Source organism: Hylemonella gracilis (genome assembly GCF_004328645.1).
Lineage (GTDB): Bacteria > Pseudomonadota > Gammaproteobacteria > Burkholderiales > Burkholderiaceae_C > Hylemonella > Hylemonella gracilis_B.
Genome location: NZ_CP031395.1, coordinates 2,781,435 through 2,805,014, shown reverse-complemented (window position 1 = coordinate 2,805,014; position 23,580 = coordinate 2,781,435). Strand labels below are relative to the sequence as shown.

Sequence of the window (23,580 nt, the reverse complement as noted above, 5' to 3'; positions counted from 1 at the left end):
TCAGATTCCCAGCCAGCGGCGTTGCAGGACGGCATCGCGCCGCAGTTGTTCGGCGTCGCAGGCGTGGACGATGCGCCCGGCCTGCATGACACATACCCGGTCGGCGACGGCCAGCGCGCTGGCCACGTTCTGCTCCACCAGCACTACGGCGACCCCTTCGCTCTTGAGGCGGCGGATCGTGGCCATCACGTCCTGCACCACCTTGGGTGCCAGGCCTTGGCTTGGTTCATCGAACAGCACCAGGCCCGGCGCGCCCATCAGCACGCGCGAGATCGCCACCATCTGCATCTCGCCGCCGGAGAGGTTCTCGCATTCGCGCGCCATCAGGTATTCCATGGCCGAGAAGATTTCGAAGCATTCGCCCAGTTTCCAGGCGCGAAAGCGGGTGGACTTGTGCGCGATCTCGAGGTTGCGTGCCACCGTGAGCGTGGGAAAGACCCGCCGATCGTCAGGCACCCAGCCCACGCCCAGCGCAGCGATGTGGTGGGTGGCCTGTCGCGTGATGTCCTGACCGTCGAACTCGATGCGGCCACGGGCCGCAGGGGTCAGGCCCAGGATGGATCGCAGTGTGGTGGTCTTGCCGGCGCCGTTGGGGCCCAGCAGGGCCAGGACTTCGCCGGCGGCTACATCTAGCGAGGCGCCGAACAGCACCTGGGATTCGCCGTAAAAAGTCTCCAGGTTCTCCACGCGCAACAGTGGCGTGAGTCGCGAGGTGGTTACGGTGTTCATGCGGGCTGCCTTCCCAGGCTGGACCGCTGCACCCACGGGTTGTCGCGCAGTTGGGCGGGCGAACCCTGGGCAATGACCTGTCCCCAGTGGATCACGGAAATCCTGTCGGCGAGGCGGAAGAGAAAGTTCATGTCGTGCTCGATGATGACGATGGTGGTCTTGCGCTTGAGCTGAGCCACCAGATCGAGTAGCCGGGCCGTGCCCTCCGCGCCCAGTCCGGCGGTGGGCTCGTCCAGGAAGAGGATGCGCGGGCGCGCGGCCAGCGCGACGCCGATTTCCAGTGCCCGCCGTTCGCCGTAGGACAGACGGCGGCAGGACATGTTCTCCTTGCCGGTCAAGCCGATTTCGCGCAGGATCTCGGCCGCCTCGTCGTAGGCGGCGGTGTCACGTCCCAGGTCGCGCCAGACCGACCAAGCATGCGCTTGCACCGACTTCAGCGCCACGACGATGTTGTCGATGGCGCTGTCCTCATTGAAGAGGTTCATGATCTGGAAGGAGCGCGCCACCCCCAGACGGGCGATCTCGCGCGGTGACTTGCGCGTGATGTCCCGCCCTGCGAACTGCACGTTGCCACGATCGGGAGCGAAGCGTCCCGTCAACACGTTGAAACAGGTGGTCTTGCCCGCGCCGTTGGGCCCCATGATCCCGGACAGCTGGCCCTCTTCGAAGGCAAGGGACACGCTCTCCAGGACGACCTGGTCGCCGAAGCGTTTGTGGATCTGCGTGGCTTCGAACAATGCCATGTTCAGGCCTCCCGTGGCTGGGTTTGCACGGTGGCGGGGCGTTGCGTCGTCAGGCGCGACGCGCGCCAGCGTTCGATGCCGTTGCGCCAGGCGCCGGCCATGCCGTTGGGCTGGTAGAGCACGATGGCCATGAACAGCAGGCCGTACCAGAGCAGCCAAGTTTCGGTGTAGGCGCCCAGCAGATCACGCGCGAGGATGAACACCAGCGCGCCGATCACCGGGCCCCAGAAACTTACCAGGCCGCCGCCGATCAACACCATCATCACCACGAAGCCCGAGTTGTGCAGGCTCATCACATTCGGGTAGGCCGATTGCTGGGCCAGCGCGAACAGGCCGCCGGCCAGGCCCGACAGCGCCGCCGAGATGACGAAGGCGCTCCATTTGTAGAGCCAGACGTTGTGGCCCACGAAACTCGCGCGCATCTCGTTCTGCTTGATGGCGCGCAGCACGCGCCCATAGGGCGAGTGGATGAGCCGCCACAGAAAAACCAGCACCAGCGCGAAGATGAACAGCACGAAATTGAAGAGAGCCTCATTGCTGGCCAGCGACAGATCCAGGCCGGCAAGTCGCAGTGGCGGTCGCTGGATGTTGAGCAGGCCATCCTCGCCACCGGTCAGGCCGTGCCACTTGATCGCGATGAACCACATCAGTTGGCCGAAGGCGATCGTCAGCAGCGCGTAATAGATGCCCCGGCGGTGCGAGATGAAGGTGGCCACCACCGCGCCGACCAGGGCCGCGGTCAGCGCGCAACCCGCGAGGCCCGTGAGCAGACCGGCCCCGGCTTGCTGTTGCAGCAGGCCGCAGGCGTAGGCCCCCACGCCGAAATAGGCACCGTGCCCGAAGGAGGGCATGCCGCCGTAGCCGAGCAGCAGGTTGTGGGCCAGGGCAAACAGCATCCAGATCGTGATTTCCAGGGCCAGGTACTGGTACAGACCGGCGCTCTTGAGCCACAGCGGCGTGCTGGCCAGCAAGAGCACGGTCACGGCCATGGGGGCGGTGATCAGCGCGGCAGGCTTTTGATGAGGGGTCATGGAAAACGATGGAAAAAAGATTCTGGACAGATGAGAATATACGTTCTATTATTTTGTTAATCAAGTTTTTCTGTTCTATTTCATGACAAGAGCCGCCACGTTCGAGGAATTCGCCGACGCCGTTTCCGAGGCCTACGCACGCCTGACCAAGCAGCAGCAGCAGATCGCCCAGTTCGTGCTGGAAAGCCCGGACGATCTGGCCCTGGGCACCGTGGCGACCGTGGCCGAGGCGGTCGGGGTTCAGCCTTCGGCGTTGATCCGGTTTGCGAACACGCTCGGTTTCGCGGGCTTCACCGAGATGCAACAGCTGTTCCGCGCGCGATTGCTGGACCGGGTGGGTACCTACCGCGACCGCATCGACGTGATCCGCCGTTCCAACGGTTCGGGCATGCCCGAGGCGGGTGTGCTGCATCAGTTTGTCGTCAACGGCATGGCTGATCTCGGTGCGCTGGAAGACAACGTGCGCTCCAAGGATCTTGCCGAAGCGACCCGATTGATCAGTCGGGCCACGCGTGTGCAGGTGCTGGCGCAGCGACGTGCGTTTCCGGTGGCCTGTTACCTGGCCTATGCCTTATCACAACTGGACATCAAGGCGCAACTGGTGGACGGTGTGGGCGGCATGCTGGTGGACGCGCTCCGCCAGATGGAGCCCGGCGAACTGTTGCTCGTGGCCAGCTTCAAGAACTATTCGCAGGACGTGGTCCAGGCGGCCGAGCAGGCGCGCGCGCGCGGCATCACCGTCATCGCGATCACCGACTTCGCGCTCTCGCCGCTCAAGCCTCATGCCACTGTCTGCTTCGAGCTGGGGCAAGGGCCGGACGCAGCTTTCCGCTCGCTGGTCGCGCCCCTGTGCCTGGCGCAGGCCCTGGTGATCGGCACCGGCCATGAACTGGCCAAGAAGCCCTCGCCAGGGCGTAAGGCCGGGGCGCGGTCGGCGATTGCGCAACGATCAACGGCCAGGAAGGGGGAGAACACGTGAGTCTGATCCAGGAATATTCTGAAAAGGCGCGGTCCTTCGATGTGCTTTGCCTTGGGCGAGCAGCGGTTGACTTGTATGGCGAGCAGATCGGCGCGCGCCTGGAAGACGTTCAGACCTTCGCGCGTTATCTCGGTGGGTCACCCGCCAACACCGCCGTGGGGGCGGCCCGGCTAGGCTTGCGGGTGGGCATGATCAGCCGCGTCGGCGACGAGCACAACGGCCGTTTCGTGCGCGAGGCCTTGCAACGTGAGGGCGTGGATGTCTCTCAGGTCGGCATCGACCCTCAACGACTGACGGCCCTGGTGTTCCTCGGTCTCAAGGACCAGGACACATTTCCTTTGTTGTTCTACCGCCAGCATTGCGCCGACATGGGACTCAAGGCGGAGCACGTCAACCCGGCGTGCATCGCGGCCTCGCGTGCGCTCCTGATCAGCGGCACCCATCTGTCGCACCCGGATACGCGCGGGGCCTGTCTGCGCGCGATGCACGCCGCACGGGCAGCGGGTACTCGGGTGGTGCTTGACATCGACTACCGGCCGGTGCTGTGGGGCTTGACCTCGCTGGGCATGGGCGAACAGCGTTACGTGGCATCTCCGTCCGTCAGCGGCGAAATCCAGTCCGTGTTGCCCTTGTGCGATCTGGTGGTGGGGACCGAGGAGGAGGTGCACATCGCGGGCGGCAGCGAAGACACGGTGGCGGCGCTGCGCAGGATCCGCGCAGTGACGTCGGCTTTGATCGTCATGAAACGCGGCCCCATGGGGTGTTCCGCTTTTCCCGGCGCGATCGCGGACGACCTGAACGACGCGGTGCAAGGCCCCGGTTTTCCGATCGAGGTGTTCAACGTGCTCGGCGCTGGTGATGCCTTCATGGCCGGCTTGCTGCGTGGATGGGTTCGCGACGAGCCCTTGGGTGACGCGCTGCGTTATGCCAACGCCTGTGGGGCCCTCGTGGTGTCGCGACACGGGTGCGCGCCCGCCATGCCGAGCTGGATCGAACTCAGCCACTTTCTCGCGCACGGCTCGCGCTGCATGCGCCTGCGCGAGGACACGCTGCTGGAGCATCTGCACCGCGCCAGCACGCGGGCGGCGGTGCCTCCTTTTCTGGCGATCTTGGCCTTCGACCACCGCGCGCAACTGGAAGATCTGGCGATGCGTTCCGGCGCGAATGCGCAGCGCATCGCGCGTTTCAAGCAACTGGTCGCGCAGGCCGCCGAGCAGGGGTACGCGCTCGAACAAGCCGAACAGAGGCTCGCCGGGGCAACCGGTACCGTGGCATTGCCCGGCCCCGGAGTGATCGTGGATGGCCGCTACGGCGGCGCGGTGCTCAACCGGCTGACGGGCACGGGCCTGTGGATCGGCCGGCCGGTCGAGTTGCCGGGCTCAAGGCCCCTGGCCTTTGAAGACGGGGACCAACTGGCGCTTGCGCTCAGGAGTTGGCCCGCGGAGCAGGTGGTGAAGTGCCTGCTTGCGCATCACCCGGACGACGAGATGGGCCTGGCCATGCGGCAGATCGCCTCCGTGCAGGCCTTGGCGCGAGCCTGCCAAGGCACCGGGCACGAGCTGCTGCTCGAGCTGATACCGCCGCGCGATCTGCCCGCTGGCAGCGACACGGTGGCGCGCGGCGTGCAGCAGATCTACGCGGCTGACGTGCGGCCGGACTGGTGGAAATTGCCGCCGCCGGACATGACGGGCTGGGCCCTGCTCACCGAAACCATCACGCGTCACGACCCGTTGTGCCGGGGTGTGCTGTTGCTGGGCCTTGAGGCCAGCGAAGAACAACTCTGGCATGGCTTCCGGGCGGCGGCCGGCCAGCCGCTTTGCAAGGGCTTTGCGGTGGGGCGCACGCTGTTCGCCGAGGCCGCCTCTGCCTGGTTTGCTGGCGAACTGGACGACGCTGGCGTCGTGGCCCAGGTGGCCACGCGCTACCGGCGACTGATCCGGCTCTGGCAGGACAGCCAGGCCGTCGGACCGGAGGCTGCGGGGACTTTGCGGATCGACACACAGGAGATGACGCCATGAGCGCAACGATCGGATTCATCGGGCTGGGCATGATGGGACATGGCATGGCCATGAACTTGCTCAAAAAGGGGTACGGCTTGCGCTTCATGGCGCATCGCTCGCGTGACAACCTGGACGATCTGCTGGCGATGGGCGCCGTCGAGGTCGGCAGTCGCGCGGAACTGGCGCGCGGTGCCGCCGCGGTCATCGTGTGCGTGACCGGATCGCCGCAGGTTGAGCAGATCGTGTTCGGCGACGGTGGCCTGCTGGCCGTGGCCGAGCCGGGGCTGCTGGTGATCGACTGCTCCACCGCCGAGCCGGCCTCCACCGCGCGCATCCGCGAGGCTTTCGCGCAGCGCGGCGCGGTCTACGTCGACGCCCCCCTGGCCCGTACGCCCAAGGAAGCGGAGGAGGGACGTCTCAACACCATGGTCGGCGCGCATCCCTCGGATTTCGAGAAGGTGCGTTCCATCCTGTCAGCCTTCTGCGAGAACGTGATCCACGTCGGGCCGCCCGGTCACGGGCATGTGCTCAAGCTGATCAACAACATGCTGGCCATGACCACGGCGGCCGCCATCGCCGAGGCCATGGCCACGGCGGCCAAGTCAGGCCTGTCCCTGCAGAAGCTGTTCGACGTGGTGTCCGCCGGTGGCGTGAACTCGGGGATCTTCCAAATGATGGTGGGCAAGGCCTTGCAGGGTGACCTGGGTGGTCTGAAGTTCGCCATCGCCAACGGTCAGAAAGATCTTCGCTACTACACGCACCTCACGGAGACGCTGCCCACCACCAGTTTTCTGGCCGAGGCGGCGCACCAGAGCTTCGTGCAGGCGAGCAATCTGGGCTTGGGCGAGCAGTTCATCGCGTCCCTGCTCGTGGCCCAGGAAAAGCTCAACGGCGTCGCCATCGTGACCGCCAAGACCAAAATTTCCTAAGCAAGAGTTCCTAAGGCACAAGGCGGCAAGTAGACCGCCTGCGTTCATTCCCCCAACCCTGGAGACAAACCCATGGACAAGCTCAAGTCTGACGAGACCCCTCAAGTTTCCTGCAACACCCCACGCCGTCGTTTCCTGGCGGCCTCGGCCGTCGGCGCAGCGGGCGTTGGCGGCTTCTTTGGCCCCTGGGCCCACAATCGCGTGTGGGCGCAGAGCGCGCAGGCCAAGCCTTTGGTGATTGGCCTGACCATGGATGCCTCTGGCCAGTACGCGGCCAGCGGCGGCATGGAGCGGCTCGGCGCCATGATGGCGATCCGCGAGTTCAACGACAAGGGTGGGGTGCTGGGCCGCCCGATCGAAGCCATCCACATGGACACCGAGACGACACCGGCCACCGGCTCGCGCGTGGCCGAGCGCATGATCAACCGCAACGACGCGGCCTTCCTGATCGGGGCCGTGCATTCGGGTGTGGCCAACGCCATTTCCCAGGTGGCGCAGAAGTACGGTTGCATTTTCCTGAACACCAACTCCAGTTCGCCCACCGAATCCGGCAAGGACTGCCACCGGGTCAAGTTCGTGTGGGACGGCAACGGCACCAACTTTGCCCAGGCCACGGTGCGCAACGCCATCCGTACCGGTGGCAAGGACTGGGTGCTGCTGACCAATGACTACGTCTGGGGGCACAACACCTCCAAGGCCACGCGCGCCTTGGTGGAAGCCAGTGGCGGGCGTGTCATCGAGGAACTGCTGATCCCGCAGAACACGCGTGATTTCTCTTCCTACCTGCTCAAGCTGCAGCAACTCAAGCCCCAGGTGGTGGCCACGGCGGTTGGCGGCGACGACATCAAGGCCCTGCGCCAACAGGTCGTGCAACTGGGACTGCAGAAACGGGCCGCCTGGATCAACAACCAGCAGGACTGGCCGGACGTATACGGCCTGGGCCCGGAGTCCATCTTTGGCGTGTTCGGCACCACCTGGTACTACCGGCTCGATCTGCCTGGCGTCAAGGAGTTCGTCGCGGCCTACCAGAAGCAGTTTCCCGGCATGGCGATCGCGGTGCCCGGTAACGTCTACTACAACGGCTACATGGCCACGCGCGAGCTGCTGCGCTGCGTGCAGGAGGCCGGCACGACCAACAACATCGCGGTGATCAAGAAGCTCGAGGGACGCAAGATGAGCGCACGCGACCGCATGCAGCACTACGACGCCTGGATCGACCCTGTGACCCACCAGGTCCAGCAGACGATCTACCTCGCGTCCTACAACGACACGCCGGTGGAGAAGAACGACATCTACAAGATCCTCACCCAGAGCGAGTCCAAGGATGTCATTGATCCCGCCGCCGCAGGGAGTTGCAAGCTGGAGTCGCACGAGGCGACCCCCAGCTACGAGCGCTGAGCTGCGGAGGGCCGTTTTCCCATGCTCGCCAATCTCTTGCCGCACCTGGTCAACGGCATCACCCTGGGACTGCTGTTTGCCTTGATCGCACTCGGGTTCATGCTGATCGTCGGGGTGATGGAGACCATCAACCTGGCACACGGTTCGCTTTTCGCGCTGGGCATGTATGCAGCCCTGTTCGTGATGGTGCCGCGCCTGGGCTGGTTTCCTGCGGTGCAGGAGGCTTACATGGCGCTGCCGGTGGGTACGCGTTATGCCCTCGCGCTTTTTGTGGCGCCGCTGCTGGTGGGCTGTTTTGGCTTGCTGCTCGAAGCCTGTCTGCGCCGGACTTACGGGCTGGATCCGCTGTACGGCCTGCTGCTGACCTTTGGCGCTGCGCTGGTGATCGAGGAGGCGATCCGGGTGGTGTGGGGCTCGAACGAGCAGCAGTTGCCGCTGCCCGCGGCGATTTCGGGGGCCTTCCTCCTTGGCGATCTGCTCTATTCAACGTACCGCTTCTACGCCTGCGGTTTCGCCATCGCGGCCATCGCCGGTCTCTGGCTGTTCCTGGAAAAAACGCCCTATGGCGCCATCATCAAGGCTGGCGCGCACGACAGTGAGATGGTGCGCGCGCTGGGCATCAACTTAGGCCGGTTGCGCTCCGCGGTGTTCGCGTTGGGCGTGGCGCTGGCAGCGCTGGCCGGCGTGGTGATGGCCCCCATCTGGGGCATTCGGCCGCAAGTGGGCGTGGACGCGGTGGTGCCGGCCTTCCTGGTGATCGTTCTGGGCGGCGTCGGATCCTTGTGGGGCGCCGTGACGGCGGGACTGCTGGTCGGGCTGGTGGTGGGCATGAGTGGAGCCTTCGCCTCGGAATGGTCGCTGATGTCGATGTACATCCTGTTCATCGCCGTGGTGACATTCCGAGCGCGCGGTTTGTTCGGTCGCAAGAGTATTCTGGATACGTGATGGACATGACATTGAATGGCAAGGTGGCGGTGGTGACTGGCGCGGGCGGCACCATGGGCCGCGCCGTGGTGGATGCGTTGGTGGCTCAGGGGTGCCGCGTGGCCATGGTCGACGTTCAGGCCGCGACCATGGAGCCCGCGATCGCCCGTCATGGGGCCCAGGTCGGTGTGCACGTGTGCGACATCCGGTCCTTGGGCGAGGTGCGCCAGGCCCATCAGGCGATCGTGCAGGCCTGGGGGCCGGTGGACATTCTGGTCAACAACGCCGGTGTTCTGTCTAACCATAAGGTGGAGGCCACGACTGAGTCCGAGTGGCGCGGCGTGCTGGCGGTCAACCTCGATGGGGCGCTGTTCTGGTCGCAGTGCGTCACGCCCGCGATGAAGGCGCGTCGCTGGGGCCGCATCATCAACACCGGCTCGTTGGCGAGCAAGACTGGCGGGCTGACCGCGGGCACCGCCTATTCCGTGTCCAAGGGAGCCATCAGCGCGCTGACCTTTTCATTGGCACGCGAACTCGCGGCCTTTGGCGTCACTGCCAACGCGATCGCGCCGGCCTATGTCCGAACGCCCATGGTGACCGACCAGCTCAGTGAGATCCAGCGCCAGGCTCTGCTGCAGCAGATCCCGGTGGGACGCTTCTGCGAGCCCGAGGAATTCGCCCACGTGGTCACCTTCCTCGCCGCGCCCCTTTCAGGCTTCATCACCGGCGAGATCATCGATCTCAACGGTGGCCTGCACATGGACTGAACCATGCAGCTACCCGGTTCTGAACAAACGCTCAAGCCGCTGGCCGGTCAGGTGGCCTTCGTGCCTGGCGGTTATGGCGATATTGGCAGCGCGGTCGCCTGGGGCCTCGCCGCCGCCGGTGCCCGCGTGGCGATTGCCGGGCGCGACCCTGCCAAGGCTGAAGCCCTGGCCGCTGCGCTGCGGGCACGGGGACATGAGGCATTGGGGCTGACGCTGGATGCGCACCATGTGGCCGATATCCGGCGCTCGGTGGATGCGGTGGTCCGGCATTTCGGCCACCTTGATCTGCTGGTCAATTGCGTGGGCATCCAGCGCGAAGAACGCCTGCATGAGGTCAGCGAAGAAGCCTTTGACGAGGTCATCCAGGTCAATCTCAAGGCTGCGATGTTCCTGGCCCAGGTCGCGGCGGTGCACCAGACGGCGGCCGCGCAGGCTGGCCGGGCGCCGGGTCGCCAGGTGCACCTGCTGTCCGTGCGCGCGCAGCTGGGTCTGCGCGACCGGGGTTATTCGGCCTATTGCGCGAGCAAGGGGGCGATGGTGATGCTGATCAAGCAGCACGCGGTGGAACTGTGCGCGCAAGGCATCACGGTCAATGGCGTGGCGCCGACCGTGGTGCGCGGGGAGATGGCGCGCCACTGGCTGGAGAACCCGACCGTGCGGGCACAGGTGCTGCAACGGATACCGTTGGGGCGCGTCGCGGAGCCGCAGGATGTGGTGGCACCGGTGCTGTTTCTGTGCAGTCCTGGCGCGGCCTTCGTGACCGGGCAGGTGATCTATGTGGATGGCGGTCTGACGGCCACGCAGTAGCGCGGCCCCGTGCCTCTCGTGCCCTCAGGGCGAGCGATGCAGGCGGGGCGCGGCCAGCAGCGCCATGTTTTCCTCGATCGCGAGGTCGAGTTCACGCCAGCGACCCCGCAGCCCGGCCTTGTTCATTTCGGATTGCAACTGGCGCAGGTCTTTCACGGTCGGCGCAACCTTGATTTGTGCGACGGCCGCAGCCACGTTGCCGCTCTTGATGACGGCCAGCATCTTGCCCGGCCATTCGCTCTGTTTTGCCATGGTGGATTTTCAGGAACAGGCCACACTGTAGCGCCTCTCTGTTCTTGTTCGACTCCGGCCCCTGGCAGTGCCGTCGGCACACCGACGGCACGCACTCCGCGCAAAACGGAAGCCCACTCAGACCACGCCGCGGTGGCGTTCGATGCAGGTGGCCAGCGTTTCTTCGCCGGGGCGCTGCCACCAGTTCAGCGTGGAGAAGATTTCCACCTCGCTGTAGCCGGCGTACCCCGCAGCTTCGACCCAGCCGCGCAGCTTTTTCAGTTCCACCACACCGTCGCCCATCATGCCGCGGTCGTTGAGCAGGTCGCGCGTGGGCGTGAGCCAGTCGCAGACGTGGTAGGCCAGCAGTCGTGACGCACTGCCTTGGCCGGCGCGGGTGATCTGCTGCGCCAGCTTCGGGTCCCACCAGCAGTGGTAGACGTCGAGGGCGATACCCAAGGCGGCCGGCGCACCGGCAGGCTGCCCTTGGCCGTTCTTGCCGGTCGGCAGCGGGTCCAGTTCGTCGCACAGGTCCAGCGCCTGTTCCAGCGTGTTGATGCAGGCGCGCTCGGCGGCCTGCATGGGGTGCAGCGGTTCGATGGCCAGAGGCATACCGACCGTGCGCGCGTACTCGAGCGAGGCCGCGATGCCATCGCGCACCTCGCCCCGCGCGCGGGTGATGTCCTTGTAGGCCGGCTGGCCCTGCATGGCGCCGGGCAGGGCGCCGACCACCAGCACCAGGCAGGGCGCGTTGAGCGTCTTGGCTTCGTCGATGGCACGGCGGTTGTCGTCCAGCGCGGCGTGCAGGCCGGCTGCGTCGGCGGCGGGGAAGAAGCCGCCGCGGCAGTAGCCCGAGAGCTCAATGTCCAGCGCCTTCAGTTGCCGGGCCACCTTGTCGATGCCCACCGCGGCCACCTGGTCCCGCCAGGGGCTGATGGCGCGCACGCCGCGCGCGGCGCACTGGTCGATGATGAGGTCGAGGGGCACTTCCGCGCCCTGCTGGCGGCGCAGCGTGGCCGTGTTGATCGAGAGCCAGCGGTGATCTTGCGAGAAATCGCGCATGGTCAGCCGTTCATCCTTCGATGCCATGCAGGGCCAGCAGGGTCCTCATGCGGCGCACGGCCAGCTCGGGTTGCTCCAGCAGATCGGCCGCGTCGGCCAGGCGGAACAGTTCGGCGAAGTGCACGAGCGAACGGGTGCTCTGCTGGCCGCCGACCATGGTGAAGTGGGACTGATGGCCGTTGAGCCAGGCCATGAAGACCACGCCGGTCTTGTAGAAGCGCGTGGGCGCCGCGAAGATGTGGCGCGACAGCGGCACCGTGGGGCCGAGGAGGGCGTGGAAGCGCTCGGTGTTGCCCTGGGCCAGTTCACCCAGCGCGGCGCTGGCGGCAGGCGCGATGGCGTCGAAGATGCCCAGCAGCGCGTCGCTCTGGCGGTGCACCGGCGAGTTGCCGTGGCCATCGCCAGCGATCAATTCGGCGTAGTTGAAGTCGTCCCCGGTGTACATGCGCACGCCCTGGCCGTCCAGGCCACCCGTGCCTGGCAGGCGTCGGCGCATGGCGATTTCCTTGTGCTTGTCGAGCAGGGAGATCTTGATGCCGTCCACCTTGTCCGGGTGCGCGGCGATGATGCCCAGCGCCGTGTCCATGGCCTGGTCCACGTTGCGCGTTCCCCAATAGCCGGCCAGCGCCGGGTCGAACATCTCGCCCAGCCAGTGCAGCACGACGGGCTGTCGGGCCTGGGACAGGATGCGGTCATAGACGCGCTCGTAGTCGGCCGGGCTCTTGGCCACGCGTGCCAGCGCGCGGCTGGCCATGACAATGAGCTTGCCGCCGAGTTTTTCGATGGCGGCCATCTGCTCCTCGTAGGCACGGATCACATCGTCCACATTCTTCGCGGCTTCAGGGGCCAGGTGGTCGGTGCCGCAGCCGGAGGCGACCAGGGCGGCCGGGCCGAAATCGCGTGCCGCGTCCAGCGAACGGCGTATCAATTCGAGCGAGGTGGGCCAGTCCAGGCCCATACCGCGCTGGGCCGTGTCCATGGCCTCGGCCACGCCCAGCCCCAGCGACCACAGGCGGCGGCGGTAGGCAATGGTCGCGTCCCAGTCCACCGCGCTTTGCAGCCAGGGGTCGATGACCGCGAGCGGGTCGGCCACCACGTGGGCGGCGGAATAGGCGATGCGGTTGAACTTCACGCCCGCAGCCGGTTTGACCGGCGCGACGCCGCGCAGTGAGTAATTGTCGAGCGTGCCGGCCGTCGTGGGCAGCTTCAGGGTCAGGGCCATGGCGGATTCCTCAGAACTTCAGAGCGGGCACGTCGACGAAACGGCGTTCCTTCCAGCTCTGCAGCGCGGCTTCCACCAGTTGCACGCCCTTGGCGCCTTCTGGCAGGGTCCAGCTGTAGGGCGCATCCTCCACCACGTGGCGGATGAAGTGCTCCCACTGGATCTTGAAGCCGTTGTCGTAGGTCTGGGTGTCGGGCACCTCCTGCCACTGCTCGGTGAAGTTCATGGTCTGCTTCACGTCCGGGTTCCAGACCGGGCGCGGCGTGTTGACGCGGCTTTGCGCCTTGCAGTCGGTCAGCGTGGCTACGGCAGAACCGTGCGTGCCGTCGACATGGAAGGTGACCAGATCCTCGCGGTTGACGCGGGTGGCCCAGGACATGTTGAGCTGCGCGATGACGGGCTCGCCGTTGTGGCCGGTCAGTTCGGCGATGGCGTAAGCCGCGTCGTCGGCGGTGGCCTTGTAAGGCTTGCCGGCTTCGTCCCAGCGCTGGGGAATGTGGGTCGCGCCCAGGCAGGAGATGGACTTGACCTCGCCGAACAGGTTGTCCAGCACGTAGCGCCAGTGGCACATCATGTCCAGGATCATGCCGCCACCGTCCTCGGCGCGGTAGTTCCAGCTCGGGCGCTGGATGGGTTGCAGGTCGCCCTCGAACACCCAGTAGCCGAACTCCAGGCGCAGCGAGAGCATGCGGCCGAAGAACCCGGCGCGGCGCAGCATGTCCAGCTTGCGCAGGCCGGGCAGGAAGAGCTTGTCCTGCACCGCACCATGTTTGAGTCCGCTCTTTTTTGTGGCCGCCTGCGCCGTCTTGGCGATGTCCATCGCCTCGGCGAGCGTGGTGGCGATGGGCTTCTCGCAATAGACATGCTTGCCGGCGCGCAGCGCCCGGGCCAAGAGCGTGGGGCGCATCTGCGTCGTGCCCGCGTCGAAGAAGACCGTGTCATCCGGGTTCGCCAGCGCCTGGTCCAGGTCCGTGCCCCAGCGCCCGATACCGTGCGTCTTGGCCAGCGCCTCGATCTTCTCGGCGTTGCGGCCGATCAGGATCGGGTCGGGCATCACCTTGTCGCCGTTGGATAGCGTGACGCCCCCTTGGGCGCGGATGGCGCAGATGGAACGGATCAGGTGCTGGTTCATGCCCATGCGTCCGGTGACGCCGTGCATGATGATTCCCAGACGTTGCGTGGGCATGGATGAGTTCTCCTTCGGGTGGGGATGGATGCGGTGCTGCCGCTCAGGGGGTGACTTCCAGGCCGGCGGCCTTGACCAGTGCGGCGTTGTTCTTGATTTCGGTGTGGATGTAGGCGTCGAATTCACGCGGCGTCAGGGTCCAGGCGTCCGCGCCCAGAGACAGGAAGCGTTCCTTGACCTCGGGCGTGGCCAGGGCCTTCACCACTTCGCCTTGCAGGCGGTCGACGATGGCGCGCGGCGTCTTGCCGGGGGCGAACAGGCCGATCCAGAAGTTGAACTCCGAGCCCGGCACACCGGCTTCGGCCGTGGTCGGTACGTCGGGCAGGGCGCTGGCGCGCTGGGCCGAGCCGACTGCGAGCGGCAGCAGTTGGCCCGCGCGGATTTGCCCGATCACGGGTGCGATGGGGGAGAAGTAATAGTCCACCCGGCCGGCGATGACTTCATTCACGGCCTCGGCCGAGCCTTTGAAGGGGATGTTGGTCGCCTGGATCTTGGCGGCGAGCTTGAATTTTTCGGCGTTCAGGTGGGTGGCGCTGCCCTGGCCGGCGGACGCGAAATTGAGCTGTCCCGGGTTGGCGCGGGCGTAGCTGAGCAGTTCTTGCACGGTCTTGATGTTCTTGGATGGCGAGATCACCAGCACATTGGGCGTGGACGAGATCGGCGTGACCGGGGTGAAGTCCTTCAGCGGATCGAAGGGCAGCTTGGCGAAGGTGTGCGGCGTCACCGTGTGCGAGGACGAATGGATCATCAGGGTGTAGCCGTCCGGTGCGGACTGGGCCACGACCGCCTGACCGATGGTGCCGCTGGCGCCACCCCGGTTCTCGATGACGAACTGCTGGCCCATGCTTTGCCCCATCTTGTCGGTGATGGCGCGGGAGATGATGTCCGTGGTGCTGCCGGCAGCAAAGGGCACGATCACCCTGATGGGCTTGTTCGGGTAGCTGTTCTGGGCCTGGGCGGCCAACGGCGCGAGCGCCGTCAGCGTGGCCATGGCGAGGAATCTGCGCAGATGCTGTTGCATGGTTTGTCTCCTGGTTGTTTGGAATAATTAACTAGGCAGTGAATTATAGGCAAGCGCGTGCCGATGCCAATCAGGGATTCGCCGGAGGTCGGACGCGCGCAGGGACAGGCCGCCGGGACCCGAAAGAGGACTGGAAATGGACGGGAGCGATCCCGAAAGAGGCCCCGAGGGGGTCGTGTCAGCCGCGCAGCAGGGAGCCCAGGATCAGGTCCGTCATGTGCGAGAGCCGCTCGTTGCGGGCCTTGGCGGACATCAGGTCGCGGCCGAAGATGGCCGACAGGGTGTGGTTGTTCGAGAGGTAGAAATAGGCGATGCCGGCGATCGAGATGTAGAGCTGCATCGGGTCCACGCCGCCGCGGAAACTGCCATCGCGCCGCCCGCGCTCCAGGATCTCGGCCAGCATGTCCAGCAGCGGCGAATTGAGCGCGCGCGCCTGGCGGGATTCCTGCAGATGCCGCGCCTTGTGCAGGTTGGCGCTGTTGAGCAGGGTCAGGAACTCGGGGTGGGCGAGGTAGTAGTTCCAGGTGAATTCCACCAGCCTGCGCACCGCCTCGGCCGGCGTCAGATCCAGTAGCCGCAGCTTGCGTTCCTCTTCGCGGATGTTGCTGTAGGCCTGTTCCAGCACGGCCTGGAACAGCGTTTCCTTGTCCTCGAAGTAGTAGTAGATCAGCCGCTTGTTCAGGCCCGCGCGCTCGGCGATGCGGTCCATGCGTGCGCCGCCCAGGCCGAATTCGGCGAATTCATCGCGCGCGGCCGCCAGGATGGTGCCTTGTGAGCGGTCGGCGTCGCGCAGGCGCTCCTCGGGGACGACTTTCGGTTTGCGCGCCATGGTTTTAATTCACTTTATGGTTAATTGTTGGATCGAGTGCGCTGACATCGGGTCGGCCCGACTTTACACAAACGGCACGCCGGCTAAGCTTGTCGCATGACGCAATATGTAGAACAAAATCCAACACAACAGTCCGCGTCAACCACTGTCCCGCGCCGCATCCTGCCGGTGATCGTGCTGTCGCAGTTCGCTGCCACCTCGCTCTGGTTCGCCATCAACGCGGTGATGCCCGACCTGCAGCAGGCCTGGGACTGGCCTGCCGCCGCCGTTGGTCGCCTGACTTCGGCCGTTCAAATGGGCTTTGTCGCGGGCACCCTGGTGTTTGCCCTGCTGATGGTGGCAGATCGTTTCTCGCCCTCGCGGGTGTTCATGGTCTGCGCCCTGCTGGGTGCGCTGGTGAACGCTGCCACACTGCTGGCGGGTGGGGATGTGAACCTCCTGCTCGGGCTGCGCTTTACCGTCGGCTTCCTGCTGGCGGGCGTTTATCCCGTGGGCATGAAAATCGCTGCCAGCTGGTACCGCGAAGGCCTGGGGCCGGCCATGGGGGTGCTGATCGGCGCGCTGATCCTTGGCACGGCCCTGCCGCACGGCCTGCGTGCGCTGGCGACTGCGGTTCCGGGCGCGGGGGATGAAGGCGCATGGGCGAGCCTAGTCGCGGCCAGCGGACTGGCTCCCTGGCAGGCCGTGGTGCTCGGGGTATCGCTGCTCGCGGCAATGGGCGGATTGCTGACGGCCTGGCTGGTTCCGGACAGTCCCTGGCTGCGGCGCGTCAGTCGGGTCGATGGCGGTGGTGGGAAAGCCGCGGGTGGCCTCAAGCTCGGGGCATTGGCCCTGATCTGGCAGGACCGGCGCCTGCGGGCCTCGGTCTTTGGCTACTTCGGCCACATGTGGGAGATCTACACCTGCTTCGTGCTGGTGCCGTTGATCGTGGGCTTGCGCTTCGCGGGCGCGACGCAGAGTGCCTGGTCCTTCGCCATCATCGGCGCGGGATTCGTCGGCTGCGCGGGGGGCGGATGGCTGGCGCGGCAGTGGGGCAGCGCCCGCGTTGCCCAGGCGCAGCTGGTGGCGAGTGCGGCCTGCTGTCTGGCTGCGCCCCTGATGCTGCACGCGCCCGATGGTGTGTTTCTGGCCTGGCTGCTGCTCTGGGGCGTGACGGTGTCGGGTGATTCGCCGCAGTTCTCAGCCCTGACGGCGCGCAATGCGCCCCAGGCGGTGGTGGGCAGTGTGCTGACCCTGGTCAACTGCATCGGCTTTGTGATTTCGGTGCTCAGCATCGAGCTGTTCACCTCGGCCCTGCCGTACTTTTCCTTGGGTCTGCTGCTGCCCCTGCTGGGCGTCGGGCCCTTGATCGGCCTGTGGATGTTCCGTCCGCTGGTGCGTGCCTAGCGTGGCATGGCGGCATCGGCGGCCGATTCGTGTGGACCGGCCGCAAAGTGCCACCATGTGCCGCCGTCAATCCGCGTCAGGCCACTCGCTGAACGGGAAAGGCACCTCGTCACGGGCGAAGCTCAGGTAGTCCGCGATCTGCCGCAGGTAACGACCTAGCGCGCGGCCGAAATCGCGCAGGCGCTCGTTGGGCGCGTCGCTGGCGATGCTCAGCAGCAATTGCACCAACGCCAGCGCGATCAGCACCGAGGTGGCGAGATAAAAGGCCAGGCCCATCAGCACCATGAAGACGACGCGCAGGCCCAGCTGGCGCTTCTTGCCGGGAGCGGGGGGAGCGGCGTTGTCTTGGTTGTGCGGGGTGTTGGGTTCGCTCAAGATCCATCCTCCTGTGACAGTGGGATGCGGACTGTACCTAAAGCGGGAAGCCTGCCGTGCCTTAAGCTCACGCCATGAAGGATTTGAACCGTCCCTACACCGTCCGCCTCTACGACCCCCAGGGCGATGGCGATGCGCAAGGCACGACAGCGCGCGAGCATGCGCAGCGCCGTTTCGCGCAGGTGCTGGAAGCGCATCTGGGCGATGCCGACTTGGTGCTGCCCGTGCGCGGCGCCTACCTGCGCATCGCGCAGGCCTATGGCGATCCGCCGAATCTGGACGCCTTGACCGATGCCGAGCGCGAAATCGCGCAGCAGTGGCTGGCCGCCGAAAGCGCGGCCCTGGAGTCCGTGTTCGGGCCATTGCGCGGCATGAGCGAGAGCTTCTATGAGATCGTGCCAACCGTCCGCTGAGCATGGCTGACCTGGGGGCGTGCTTATCTCAGCTCCCGGGCCCGCACCGCGTGGTTTGCCCGCTTAGGTGGTTTTGCGCTGGATCGGCGCCATGGATCGACCGATAATCCGCGCCCATGGCCCTCTTCACCGACACTTCCACCGTCACGCACGGCATCCAGCTCGCCGTGGCGCCGGTGTTCCTGCTCACCGCCGTGGCCGGCATGATTGGCGCGGTGGCCGGCCGGCTGGCGCGCATCATTGATCGCGGTCGCACGCTGGACGAAAAACTGCGCGTCAACGCTGAGCCCGCGCTGGCCGCCCACTGGGTGATGGAGCTGGCCGCGCTGCGCCAGCGTGGTCTGCTGGCCAACACCACCATCGGCTTGCTGACGTTGTGCGCCTTCGTGATCGGCCTGACCATCGTGCTGCTCTTTCTCGGCGAGACCACGGAATTCAAGATCGACCGTTACGCGATCTACGGATTCCTGGCCGGCGTGCTCTGTTTCATGGCCGCGCTTGGCTGCTTCTTCGCCGAGACTTTGCTGGCCGCGCGCGTGCTCAAGTTCCGCCAGCTCGGGGACGACTGAGCCGCGACCGTCGGCTTGCCGGTCCACGGCCAGTCCACACCTGTCGTTCTGTCAGTCCTTCGGCTTGCCCCGGGGCAGCAGGCCGCGCAGACTGTCCAATGAGTCCTGGGCCCAGCCGCGCAGCCGCTGGCGCAGCTGTCGCGTGGCTGCGATGTCCGCGTAGGCGATGCGCCATTGAATGTCGTCGAAGGCGCCCAGCAGTTGCACCGGCACGGTCAGCCCCTGAAGGCTGTCCAGCGCCTGCGCCTCGCGCTCCGGGTTCTGTTGCAGGGTGGCTGGAGCGATCGTGACGCGCAGCGTGTAGTCCAGGCGGCTCTCGGCCAGCCAGGCCGTGCCGCCGCCGCCAACGCGCAGCGAGGGCGCCTGGAGGGTCAGATCCTGGTTGCGCGCCACACCGTCTTCGATCTGGAAGCTCGCGCGCAGCCGGTCAAAGGAGGTGCGCCAGCGCGATGCGTCTTGCGTCGATCCGGTCGCAGGCGGCTGGACAGATGGACGCGTGGCGTTCATTTTCCCCAGTCGTCCGAGGCCGGCCCGCACCATGTCGGCGACGTTCATTCCGATCGATCCATCCTGCAGCTGCAGGCCCACGCTGCCGTTCAAATGGCGTGTGAAGGTGCCAGGCGCGGCGCCACCGCTGCGCAGATCCAGCGCGACGTTGCCCCGGCCATCCAGCCAATCGATGGCCAGCGCGTCGCGCAGCAGGGCACCGATGCGCACGTCCCGCAGGTCCAGCTTGGTCGCGAAAAAGGTGGTCGCGGGCGAGGCGCGTGGCGGGGTCGGCTGGTCGCCATCCAGATGGATGCGCAGCGAGCCATGCACGCCGCCATCGTAGAGCGAAGCCGCCAGCGGATTGACATCGATGCGGCGGCGCTTGCGCCCCTGGCTGTCCTGCAGCGGCAGGTCTTGCACCTGGGCCTGCAGACGCAGATGCGACAGCTTCACATTCATGAACTGGAGCGAGGCCACGCGCAGCGTGCCTTGCAGGTCCAGGCTATCGAGTCCGAGGTCATGCACCCAGCGCAAGAGGGCGCCCGTGCCCGAGGCTCGCATTGGCGGACTCGCTGCCGTTCGTGGATCCCTTGTCTGATCAATCGTCTGATCCGCCGCGACCGCGTGCGGGGCCGTGTCCGTCACCGAGGCAGCGACGGGGTGCGTGGTCGCCATGCCGGGTTCGGCGTCCGCCTGCCAAGCGGCGGTCTGCAGCACCGGCTGCGCCAGAGGGTGGGCCTGGTATCGGTCCAGGTCCAGCGTTCCCAGGGCCAGGTCGAAACGCAGCACCGGTGACGCATCGGTGCGCTTGGCGTCGAGCGCGAACGTGGTCTGATCAAAGGCGCCTTGTAGCACCAGGTGAAAAGCGCGTCGCTGGCTGGGCGGGGCGCTCTGCGTCGGTGCTGTGTCTGCCTCCACGCCGATCTGTCCCTGCAGGCGCAGCGGCAGGGCCTGACCCATGGCATCCATCACCGTGGCGTGCAAGTCCAGTGCATGCGTCAGGGGCGGGGCCAGATGCGGGTCCACGCTAGCTGGGTCGGCCGCGCGATTGGGTCCAGAGACCGAGGCGTTGGCGGGTGCCGCTTCGGTGGCGCCGGGCCGGGAGAGGCGCAGTTCCACCAAGGGCAGGGTGTAGCGCCGGTCCGGCGCCGGCCACAGGCTCAGGTCGTCGATCCGCACCCGGCGCACTTGTGTTTCACCGCGCAGCAGCGCGAATGCGTCTAGCGTGAGCGACATGCCCTTGGCGGTGGCCACGCGTCGCGCGGGCGTGCCCGTGGTGCTGTCTTGCGGCGGGGATTCCAGCAGTAACGGGCCCCAGGTCAGGCCCAGGCGGGGCGTGAACGTCAGCCGGGGTGGTGCAGCCGTGCTGAGCAGGTAGCCGGTGCGTGCTTGAATCTGCTCGGCGAGTTGCCGTGACTGCGTCTGCGGGTTGAAATGGGCCGCGACCCAGGCGATGCCCGCCAACAGCACGAGCACGAGAGCCAGTCCGAGCAGCAGCACCAGGCGGAGCAGACGGCGCAGCACGCGAGGCCTGCGCTCGGGGGCGGGTGCCGACGGGGTGGGAGAGGCGGTCTCGGTCATGCCTGCATTGTCGCCGTCCGCGGTGGGGTGCTGTCTCAGCCCAGCAGCACGCCGACCAGCGCGCCCGCGCCCAGCAGCCAGAGCAGGTGCAGCCGCGTGCGCCAGACCAGCAGGGCGGTGGCCGCCGTCAGCGCCCAGTATGGCCAGGCCGTGTGTGCCGCCGAGGCCAGGTCGGGAAAATTGGCCGCCTGGGTGCTGCCCAGGATCCAGCCGGTGGAAATCAGCAGCGCTACCACCACCGGAGCCAGTCCCTGTTTGAAGGCGCGCACGCCGCGCCGCTCGCGGTTGGCATGGCTCCAGCGCGCCGTCAGGTAGACCAGGGTGGAACTGGGCAGCAGCACACCGAGCAGACAACCCGCGGCACCGAGCAAGGCCCAGCCGATCGGGTGCCCGCCCGCGCCGTTGTTCAGCCCGACATTCCAGCCCAGCAAAGCGATGAAGAGCACGTTGGGGCCGGGTGCGGCCTGGGCGAGGGCGATGGAGGCGTTGAACTGGGTCTCGCTCAGCCAGCCTTGTTGGGTGACCAGGTAGCGGTGCATGTCCGGCGTGGTGGTGATGGCGCCGCCCACGGCCAGCAGGGAGAGGGTGGCGAAATGCAGCACCAGGTGTAGCCAGTCCGTCAGGCCCAGGGAAATCAGGGGCGCAGCGAGGGCGTTCATTGACGTGTCCCGGTCGAGCCGGTCGGTCTCGTCCTCGCCTCTTCACGTTGCGCCAGGCGCGACCAGGCCAGGGCCCAGCCCACGCCGCCGAGCGCCAGCAGCACCCAGAGCAGCGGCCACCTCAACCAGGCGATGGTGACGAAACACGCGCTACCGAGCAACAGACGCTGGGCCGGGTGCAGGGGATTGTTCTTGAGCGTGACCAGCAGCTTCAAGCCGGTGCCGATGACCAGGCCGGCCGCCACCGCACCCATGCCGCGCAGCGCGCCGGCCACCGCGGGTTGGTCAGCGTAGTGGGTGTACAGCCAGGCCAGGCTCAGCAGCACCAGCAGGGGCGCGCTCAGCATGCCGGCCAGGGCCGACAGGGCACCTCGCACGCCGAAGTGGCGCGCGCCCAGCATCAGGGAGAGGTTGACCAGGTTGGGGCCGGGCATGATCTGCGCCACGGCCCACTCTTCGACGAATTGTGTGTTCGTCATCCAGCGTTTGCGTTCCACGAGCTCACGCTGCGCAACGGCCGCCACGCCCCCGAAACCTTGCAGAGCCAGCACGGTGAAAGAGCGGAAAAGATCCCCGCAGGACTGTGGCGACACGGTGGCGCTCGTCTCCGGGTCCGGTGGCAAGGGGGTTTCAGGCATCGCGCGAATGTCAGACGGGCAGGCCATGGCCCCGGGAGGCCCAGGCCCGGCCCTGGGTGCGCAGCAAATCCAGCAGATCGTCGAGCGGCATGGGCTTGCCGTAGAGCCAGCCCTGCGCGAACTGAACGCCGCGCTCGCGCAGGTAGTCCGCCTGGGTTTCGGTCTCGACCCCCTCGGCGATCATGAACAGGCGCAAGGTCTTGGCCATGTCGATGATGTGGGGCAACACCAGGCTGGCCGCCGCCTGCGCGTCGATGGCATCCACGAAGGACTTGTCGATCTTCAGGATGTCCAGCTCCAGGCCCGCCAGCACCGACAGGCTGGAATGGCCGGTGCCGAAATCGTCCACCGCCACCTGCACGCCGCGGTCATGCAGTCGTGCAATCTGCTTGCCGGCGGCCCGGGCATCGGTGACGTTGCGTTCGGTGATCTCCACGACCAGGCTGCCCGGCGGCGCCTGTATCTCGCGCAGGCGCTGCAGCAGATGGGTGATCGATCCCTCGGTCTCCAGGTCTTGCGCGGAGAAATTGATGCCGAGGTGAAAGCCCTGTTGCTGCGCCAGCAGGACGGGGAGGTCCCGCGCGGCGATGTCGATGACGTAGGCCGTGATGGCGCGGATCAGGCCGCTGCGTTCGGCCGCGGGGATGAACAGGTCGGGCGACATCGGGGCACCCGCGGGCCGGCGCCAGCGCAGTAGCGCCTCGGCGCCGACGCAGCGGCCGGTCTGCAAGTCCACCACGGGTTGGTAATGCAGGTGGAATTCACGGCGTTTCAAGCCCAGGCGGATTTCACCCGGCAAGCTCAGACGCTGGCGCGTGGCCAAGGCCACGGCGGCGACCAGCAGCAGGCCCGCGATGGCCGCCAGCGGCAGAAGGATCAAGGCCTGCCTGCCCATGCGCGCATGCAGACCCACGCGCGAGATCGCCACCATCGTGGTGAGGTTGTTTTCGGGGGAGTGACGAAACACCAGCAGATGGTCGGGTAGCTCGAGCGGGCCAGAAGCCGATGATGGTTCGCGCGTCAACCTGGCAGCGTCTATGGGGCCGCGCGATTGCAGGACCATCGGAGGTGCCCCGATCAGCACTGCCACAGTCGTGTCCTGGTCACGCAAGGCCAGGTCGAAGACAAAGTCAGGGTGCAGCGCGACCACCCAGCCTTTGTGTTCGAAGAGGTTGAGGTGCAGGCCCGGCGCATAGGGCAGGACCACGTCGCGCCAGATCTGCACGCCACTGGACACGCGGGCATCGCTGGGTCCCAAGGGGATGCCCTGTCTGTACCGGCCCATGGAGGAGCAGATCAGCCGTCCGTCGCGCACCGCGCCGACGTCCTTCAGGTAGCTCAGACCCATGTTCAGCTCGCGCATCAAGCTCAACGTTGGTTCCGAGCAGTCGCCGCGCGGCGCGCGACCAAGTGCATCCAGGGCGAGGTAGATTTGCTGTCGCGCCGCGACGGAGCGGCGCAACAGTTCGTCGGCCACGGACCCCGCATACGCCATCTCCGCGTTGAGCGCCTCCCGTGAAGCCCAATACAGGGCTACGGCGATGGGAGCCGTCAAGGCGGTGAAACCCAGCACGCAGGCGAGGATCAGCGATTTGCGCATAAGGTTGGCGGC

Annotated in this window: 24 protein-coding genes; 10 read left to right on the top strand and 14 right to left on the bottom strand. The window is 66.5% G+C overall.

The window, feature by feature from the left end; translation table 11 throughout:
• Genes DW355_RS13155 through DW355_RS13145 form a run of 3 tightly spaced genes read right to left on the bottom strand, consistent with a single transcriptional unit; the run spans window position 1 to window position 2,503 of the window.
• The gene (locus tag DW355_RS13155; protein ID WP_131280700.1) at window positions 1-729 is read right to left on the bottom strand and encodes an ABC transporter ATP-binding protein; all 729 of its coding nucleotides are present in this window, start codon (window positions 727-729) and stop codon (window positions 1-3) included.
• Entirely contained in the window at window positions 726-1,472 is a 747-nt protein-coding gene (locus DW355_RS13150; RefSeq protein WP_131280698.1) for an ABC transporter ATP-binding protein, read from the bottom strand. Before DW355_RS13150 ends, DW355_RS13155 begins: the two co-directional genes overlap by 4 nt.
• Window positions 1,473-1,474: 2 nt before the next feature.
• Window positions 1,475-2,503, bottom strand: a complete 1,029-nt coding sequence (locus DW355_RS13145) for a branched-chain amino acid ABC transporter permease (RefSeq protein ID WP_207388025.1) — start codon at window positions 2,501-2,503, stop codon at window positions 1,475-1,477.
• Window positions 2,504-2,585: 82 nt separating this feature from the next.
• On the opposite strand from DW355_RS13145, the gene DW355_RS13140 reads away from it, so the two are divergent.
• The 7 genes from DW355_RS13140 to DW355_RS13110 all read left to right on the top strand — a co-directional run bounded on the left by DW355_RS13140 (window position 2,586) and on the right by DW355_RS13110 (window position 10,307).
• Window positions 2,586-3,482: a MurR/RpiR family transcriptional regulator gene (locus DW355_RS13140; protein ID WP_131280696.1), complete on the top strand. Its 897-nt coding sequence runs from the start codon at window positions 2,586-2,588 to the stop codon at window positions 3,480-3,482.
• Entirely contained in the window at window positions 3,479-5,500 is a 2,022-nt protein-coding gene (locus DW355_RS13135; protein WP_207388024.1) for a bifunctional 5-dehydro-2-deoxygluconokinase/5-dehydro-2-deoxyphosphogluconate aldolase, read from the top strand. Before DW355_RS13140 ends, DW355_RS13135 begins: the two co-directional genes overlap by 4 nt.
• Entirely contained in the window at window positions 5,497-6,411 is a 915-nt protein-coding gene (locus DW355_RS13130) for an NAD(P)-dependent oxidoreductase (RefSeq protein WP_131280694.1), read from the top strand. Before DW355_RS13135 ends, DW355_RS13130 begins: the two co-directional genes overlap by 4 nt.
• A 72-nt stretch (window positions 6,412-6,483) precedes the next feature.
• Window positions 6,484-7,809 (top strand): ABC transporter substrate-binding protein, encoded by a 1,326-nt coding sequence (locus DW355_RS13125; protein WP_131280692.1) that lies wholly within the window; start codon window positions 6,484-6,486, stop codon window positions 7,807-7,809.
• A gap of 21 nt (window positions 7,810-7,830) precedes the next feature.
• Complete coding sequence (locus DW355_RS13120; RefSeq protein ID WP_131280690.1) at window positions 7,831-8,754, top strand: branched-chain amino acid ABC transporter permease; 924 nt, start codon at window positions 7,831-7,833, stop codon at window positions 8,752-8,754.
• Entirely contained in the window at window positions 8,754-9,500 is a 747-nt protein-coding gene (locus DW355_RS13115) for an SDR family NAD(P)-dependent oxidoreductase (protein WP_242671155.1), read from the top strand. The genes DW355_RS13120 and DW355_RS13115 overlap by 1 nt, the downstream gene beginning before the upstream one ends.
• 3 nt (window positions 9,501-9,503) lie before the next feature.
• Complete coding sequence (locus DW355_RS13110) at window positions 9,504-10,307, top strand: SDR family NAD(P)-dependent oxidoreductase (RefSeq protein ID WP_131280688.1); 804 nt, start codon at window positions 9,504-9,506, stop codon at window positions 10,305-10,307.
• A 24-nt stretch (window positions 10,308-10,331) separates the two neighbouring features.
• Here DW355_RS13110 and DW355_RS13105 read toward each other — a convergent pair whose 3' ends face one another.
• The 6 genes from DW355_RS13105 to DW355_RS13080 all read right to left on the bottom strand — a co-directional run bounded on the left by DW355_RS13105 (window position 10,332) and on the right by DW355_RS13080 (window position 15,858).
• Window positions 10,332-10,559, bottom strand: a complete 228-nt coding sequence (locus DW355_RS13105) for a hypothetical protein (protein ID WP_131280686.1) — start codon at window positions 10,557-10,559, stop codon at window positions 10,332-10,334.
• Between the two features lie 117 nt (window positions 10,560-10,676).
• Complete coding sequence (locus DW355_RS13100) at window positions 10,677-11,600, bottom strand: sugar phosphate isomerase/epimerase family protein (protein WP_131282707.1); 924 nt, start codon at window positions 11,598-11,600, stop codon at window positions 10,677-10,679.
• A 10-nt stretch (window positions 11,601-11,610) separates the two neighbouring features.
• Entirely contained in the window at window positions 11,611-12,822 is a 1,212-nt protein-coding gene (locus DW355_RS13095) for a dihydrodipicolinate synthase family protein (protein WP_131280684.1), read from the bottom strand.
• Window positions 12,823-12,832: 10 nt separating this feature from the next.
• Complete coding sequence (locus DW355_RS13090) at window positions 12,833-14,008, bottom strand: Gfo/Idh/MocA family protein (protein ID WP_131280683.1); 1,176 nt, start codon at window positions 14,006-14,008, stop codon at window positions 12,833-12,835.
• Window positions 14,009-14,051: 43 nt separating this feature from the next.
• A complete protein-coding gene (locus tag DW355_RS13085; RefSeq protein WP_131280681.1) occupies window positions 14,052-15,029 on the bottom strand; it encodes a tripartite tricarboxylate transporter substrate binding protein in 978 nt (325 codons plus the stop codon).
• Window positions 15,030-15,207: 178 nt separating this feature from the next.
• Window positions 15,208-15,858, bottom strand: coding sequence for a TetR/AcrR family transcriptional regulator (locus DW355_RS13080; RefSeq protein ID WP_131280679.1), 651 nt, complete (start codon window positions 15,856-15,858; stop codon window positions 15,208-15,210).
• A gap of 96 nt (window positions 15,859-15,954) precedes the next feature.
• On the opposite strand from DW355_RS13080, the gene DW355_RS13075 reads away from it, so the two are divergent.
• The gene (locus tag DW355_RS13075) at window positions 15,955-17,244 is read left to right on the top strand and encodes an MFS transporter (protein WP_131280677.1); all 1,290 of its coding nucleotides are present in this window, start codon (window positions 15,955-15,957) and stop codon (window positions 17,242-17,244) included.
• Between the two features lie 66 nt (window positions 17,245-17,310).
• On the opposite strand, the gene DW355_RS13070 is transcribed toward DW355_RS13075, so the two are convergent.
• Window positions 17,311-17,619, bottom strand: a complete 309-nt coding sequence (locus tag DW355_RS13070) for a DUF4389 domain-containing protein (protein ID WP_242671154.1) — start codon at window positions 17,617-17,619, stop codon at window positions 17,311-17,313.
• 74 nt (window positions 17,620-17,693) lie between these two features.
• Between DW355_RS13070 and DW355_RS13065 the strand changes: the two genes are divergently transcribed.
• Together DW355_RS13065 and DW355_RS13060 are read left to right on the top strand one after the other, a co-directional pair.
• Window positions 17,694-18,032 (top strand): hypothetical protein, encoded by a 339-nt coding sequence (locus tag DW355_RS13065; protein WP_207388023.1) that lies wholly within the window; start codon window positions 17,694-17,696, stop codon window positions 18,030-18,032.
• A 116-nt stretch (window positions 18,033-18,148) separates the two neighbouring features.
• On the top strand, window positions 18,149-18,601 hold the full coding sequence (locus tag DW355_RS13060; RefSeq protein WP_131280675.1) for a DUF2721 domain-containing protein: 453 nt from the start codon (window positions 18,149-18,151) through the stop codon (window positions 18,599-18,601).
• 51 nt (window positions 18,602-18,652) lie between these two features.
• Here the strand turns inward: DW355_RS13060 and DW355_RS13055 are convergent, their stop codons facing one another.
• The 4 genes from DW355_RS13055 to DW355_RS13040 are packed head-to-tail and all read right to left on the bottom strand — an operon-like array spanning window position 18,653 to window position 23,568.
• Complete coding sequence (locus DW355_RS13055; RefSeq protein WP_131280673.1) at window positions 18,653-20,671, bottom strand: AsmA family protein; 2,019 nt, start codon at window positions 20,669-20,671, stop codon at window positions 18,653-18,655.
• A 35-nt stretch (window positions 20,672-20,706) separates the two neighbouring features.
• Window positions 20,707-21,330, bottom strand: a complete 624-nt coding sequence (locus DW355_RS13050; protein WP_131280672.1) for a chromate transporter — start codon at window positions 21,328-21,330, stop codon at window positions 20,707-20,709.
• Complete coding sequence (locus DW355_RS13045; protein ID WP_131280670.1) at window positions 21,327-21,968, bottom strand: chromate transporter; 642 nt, start codon at window positions 21,966-21,968, stop codon at window positions 21,327-21,329. The genes DW355_RS13050 and DW355_RS13045 overlap by 4 nt, the downstream gene beginning before the upstream one ends.
• A 10-nt stretch (window positions 21,969-21,978) precedes the next feature.
• A complete protein-coding gene (locus tag DW355_RS13040; RefSeq protein ID WP_165493194.1) occupies window positions 21,979-23,568 on the bottom strand; it encodes an EAL domain-containing protein in 1,590 nt (529 codons plus the stop codon).
• Window positions 23,569-23,580 lie beyond the last annotated feature (12 nt).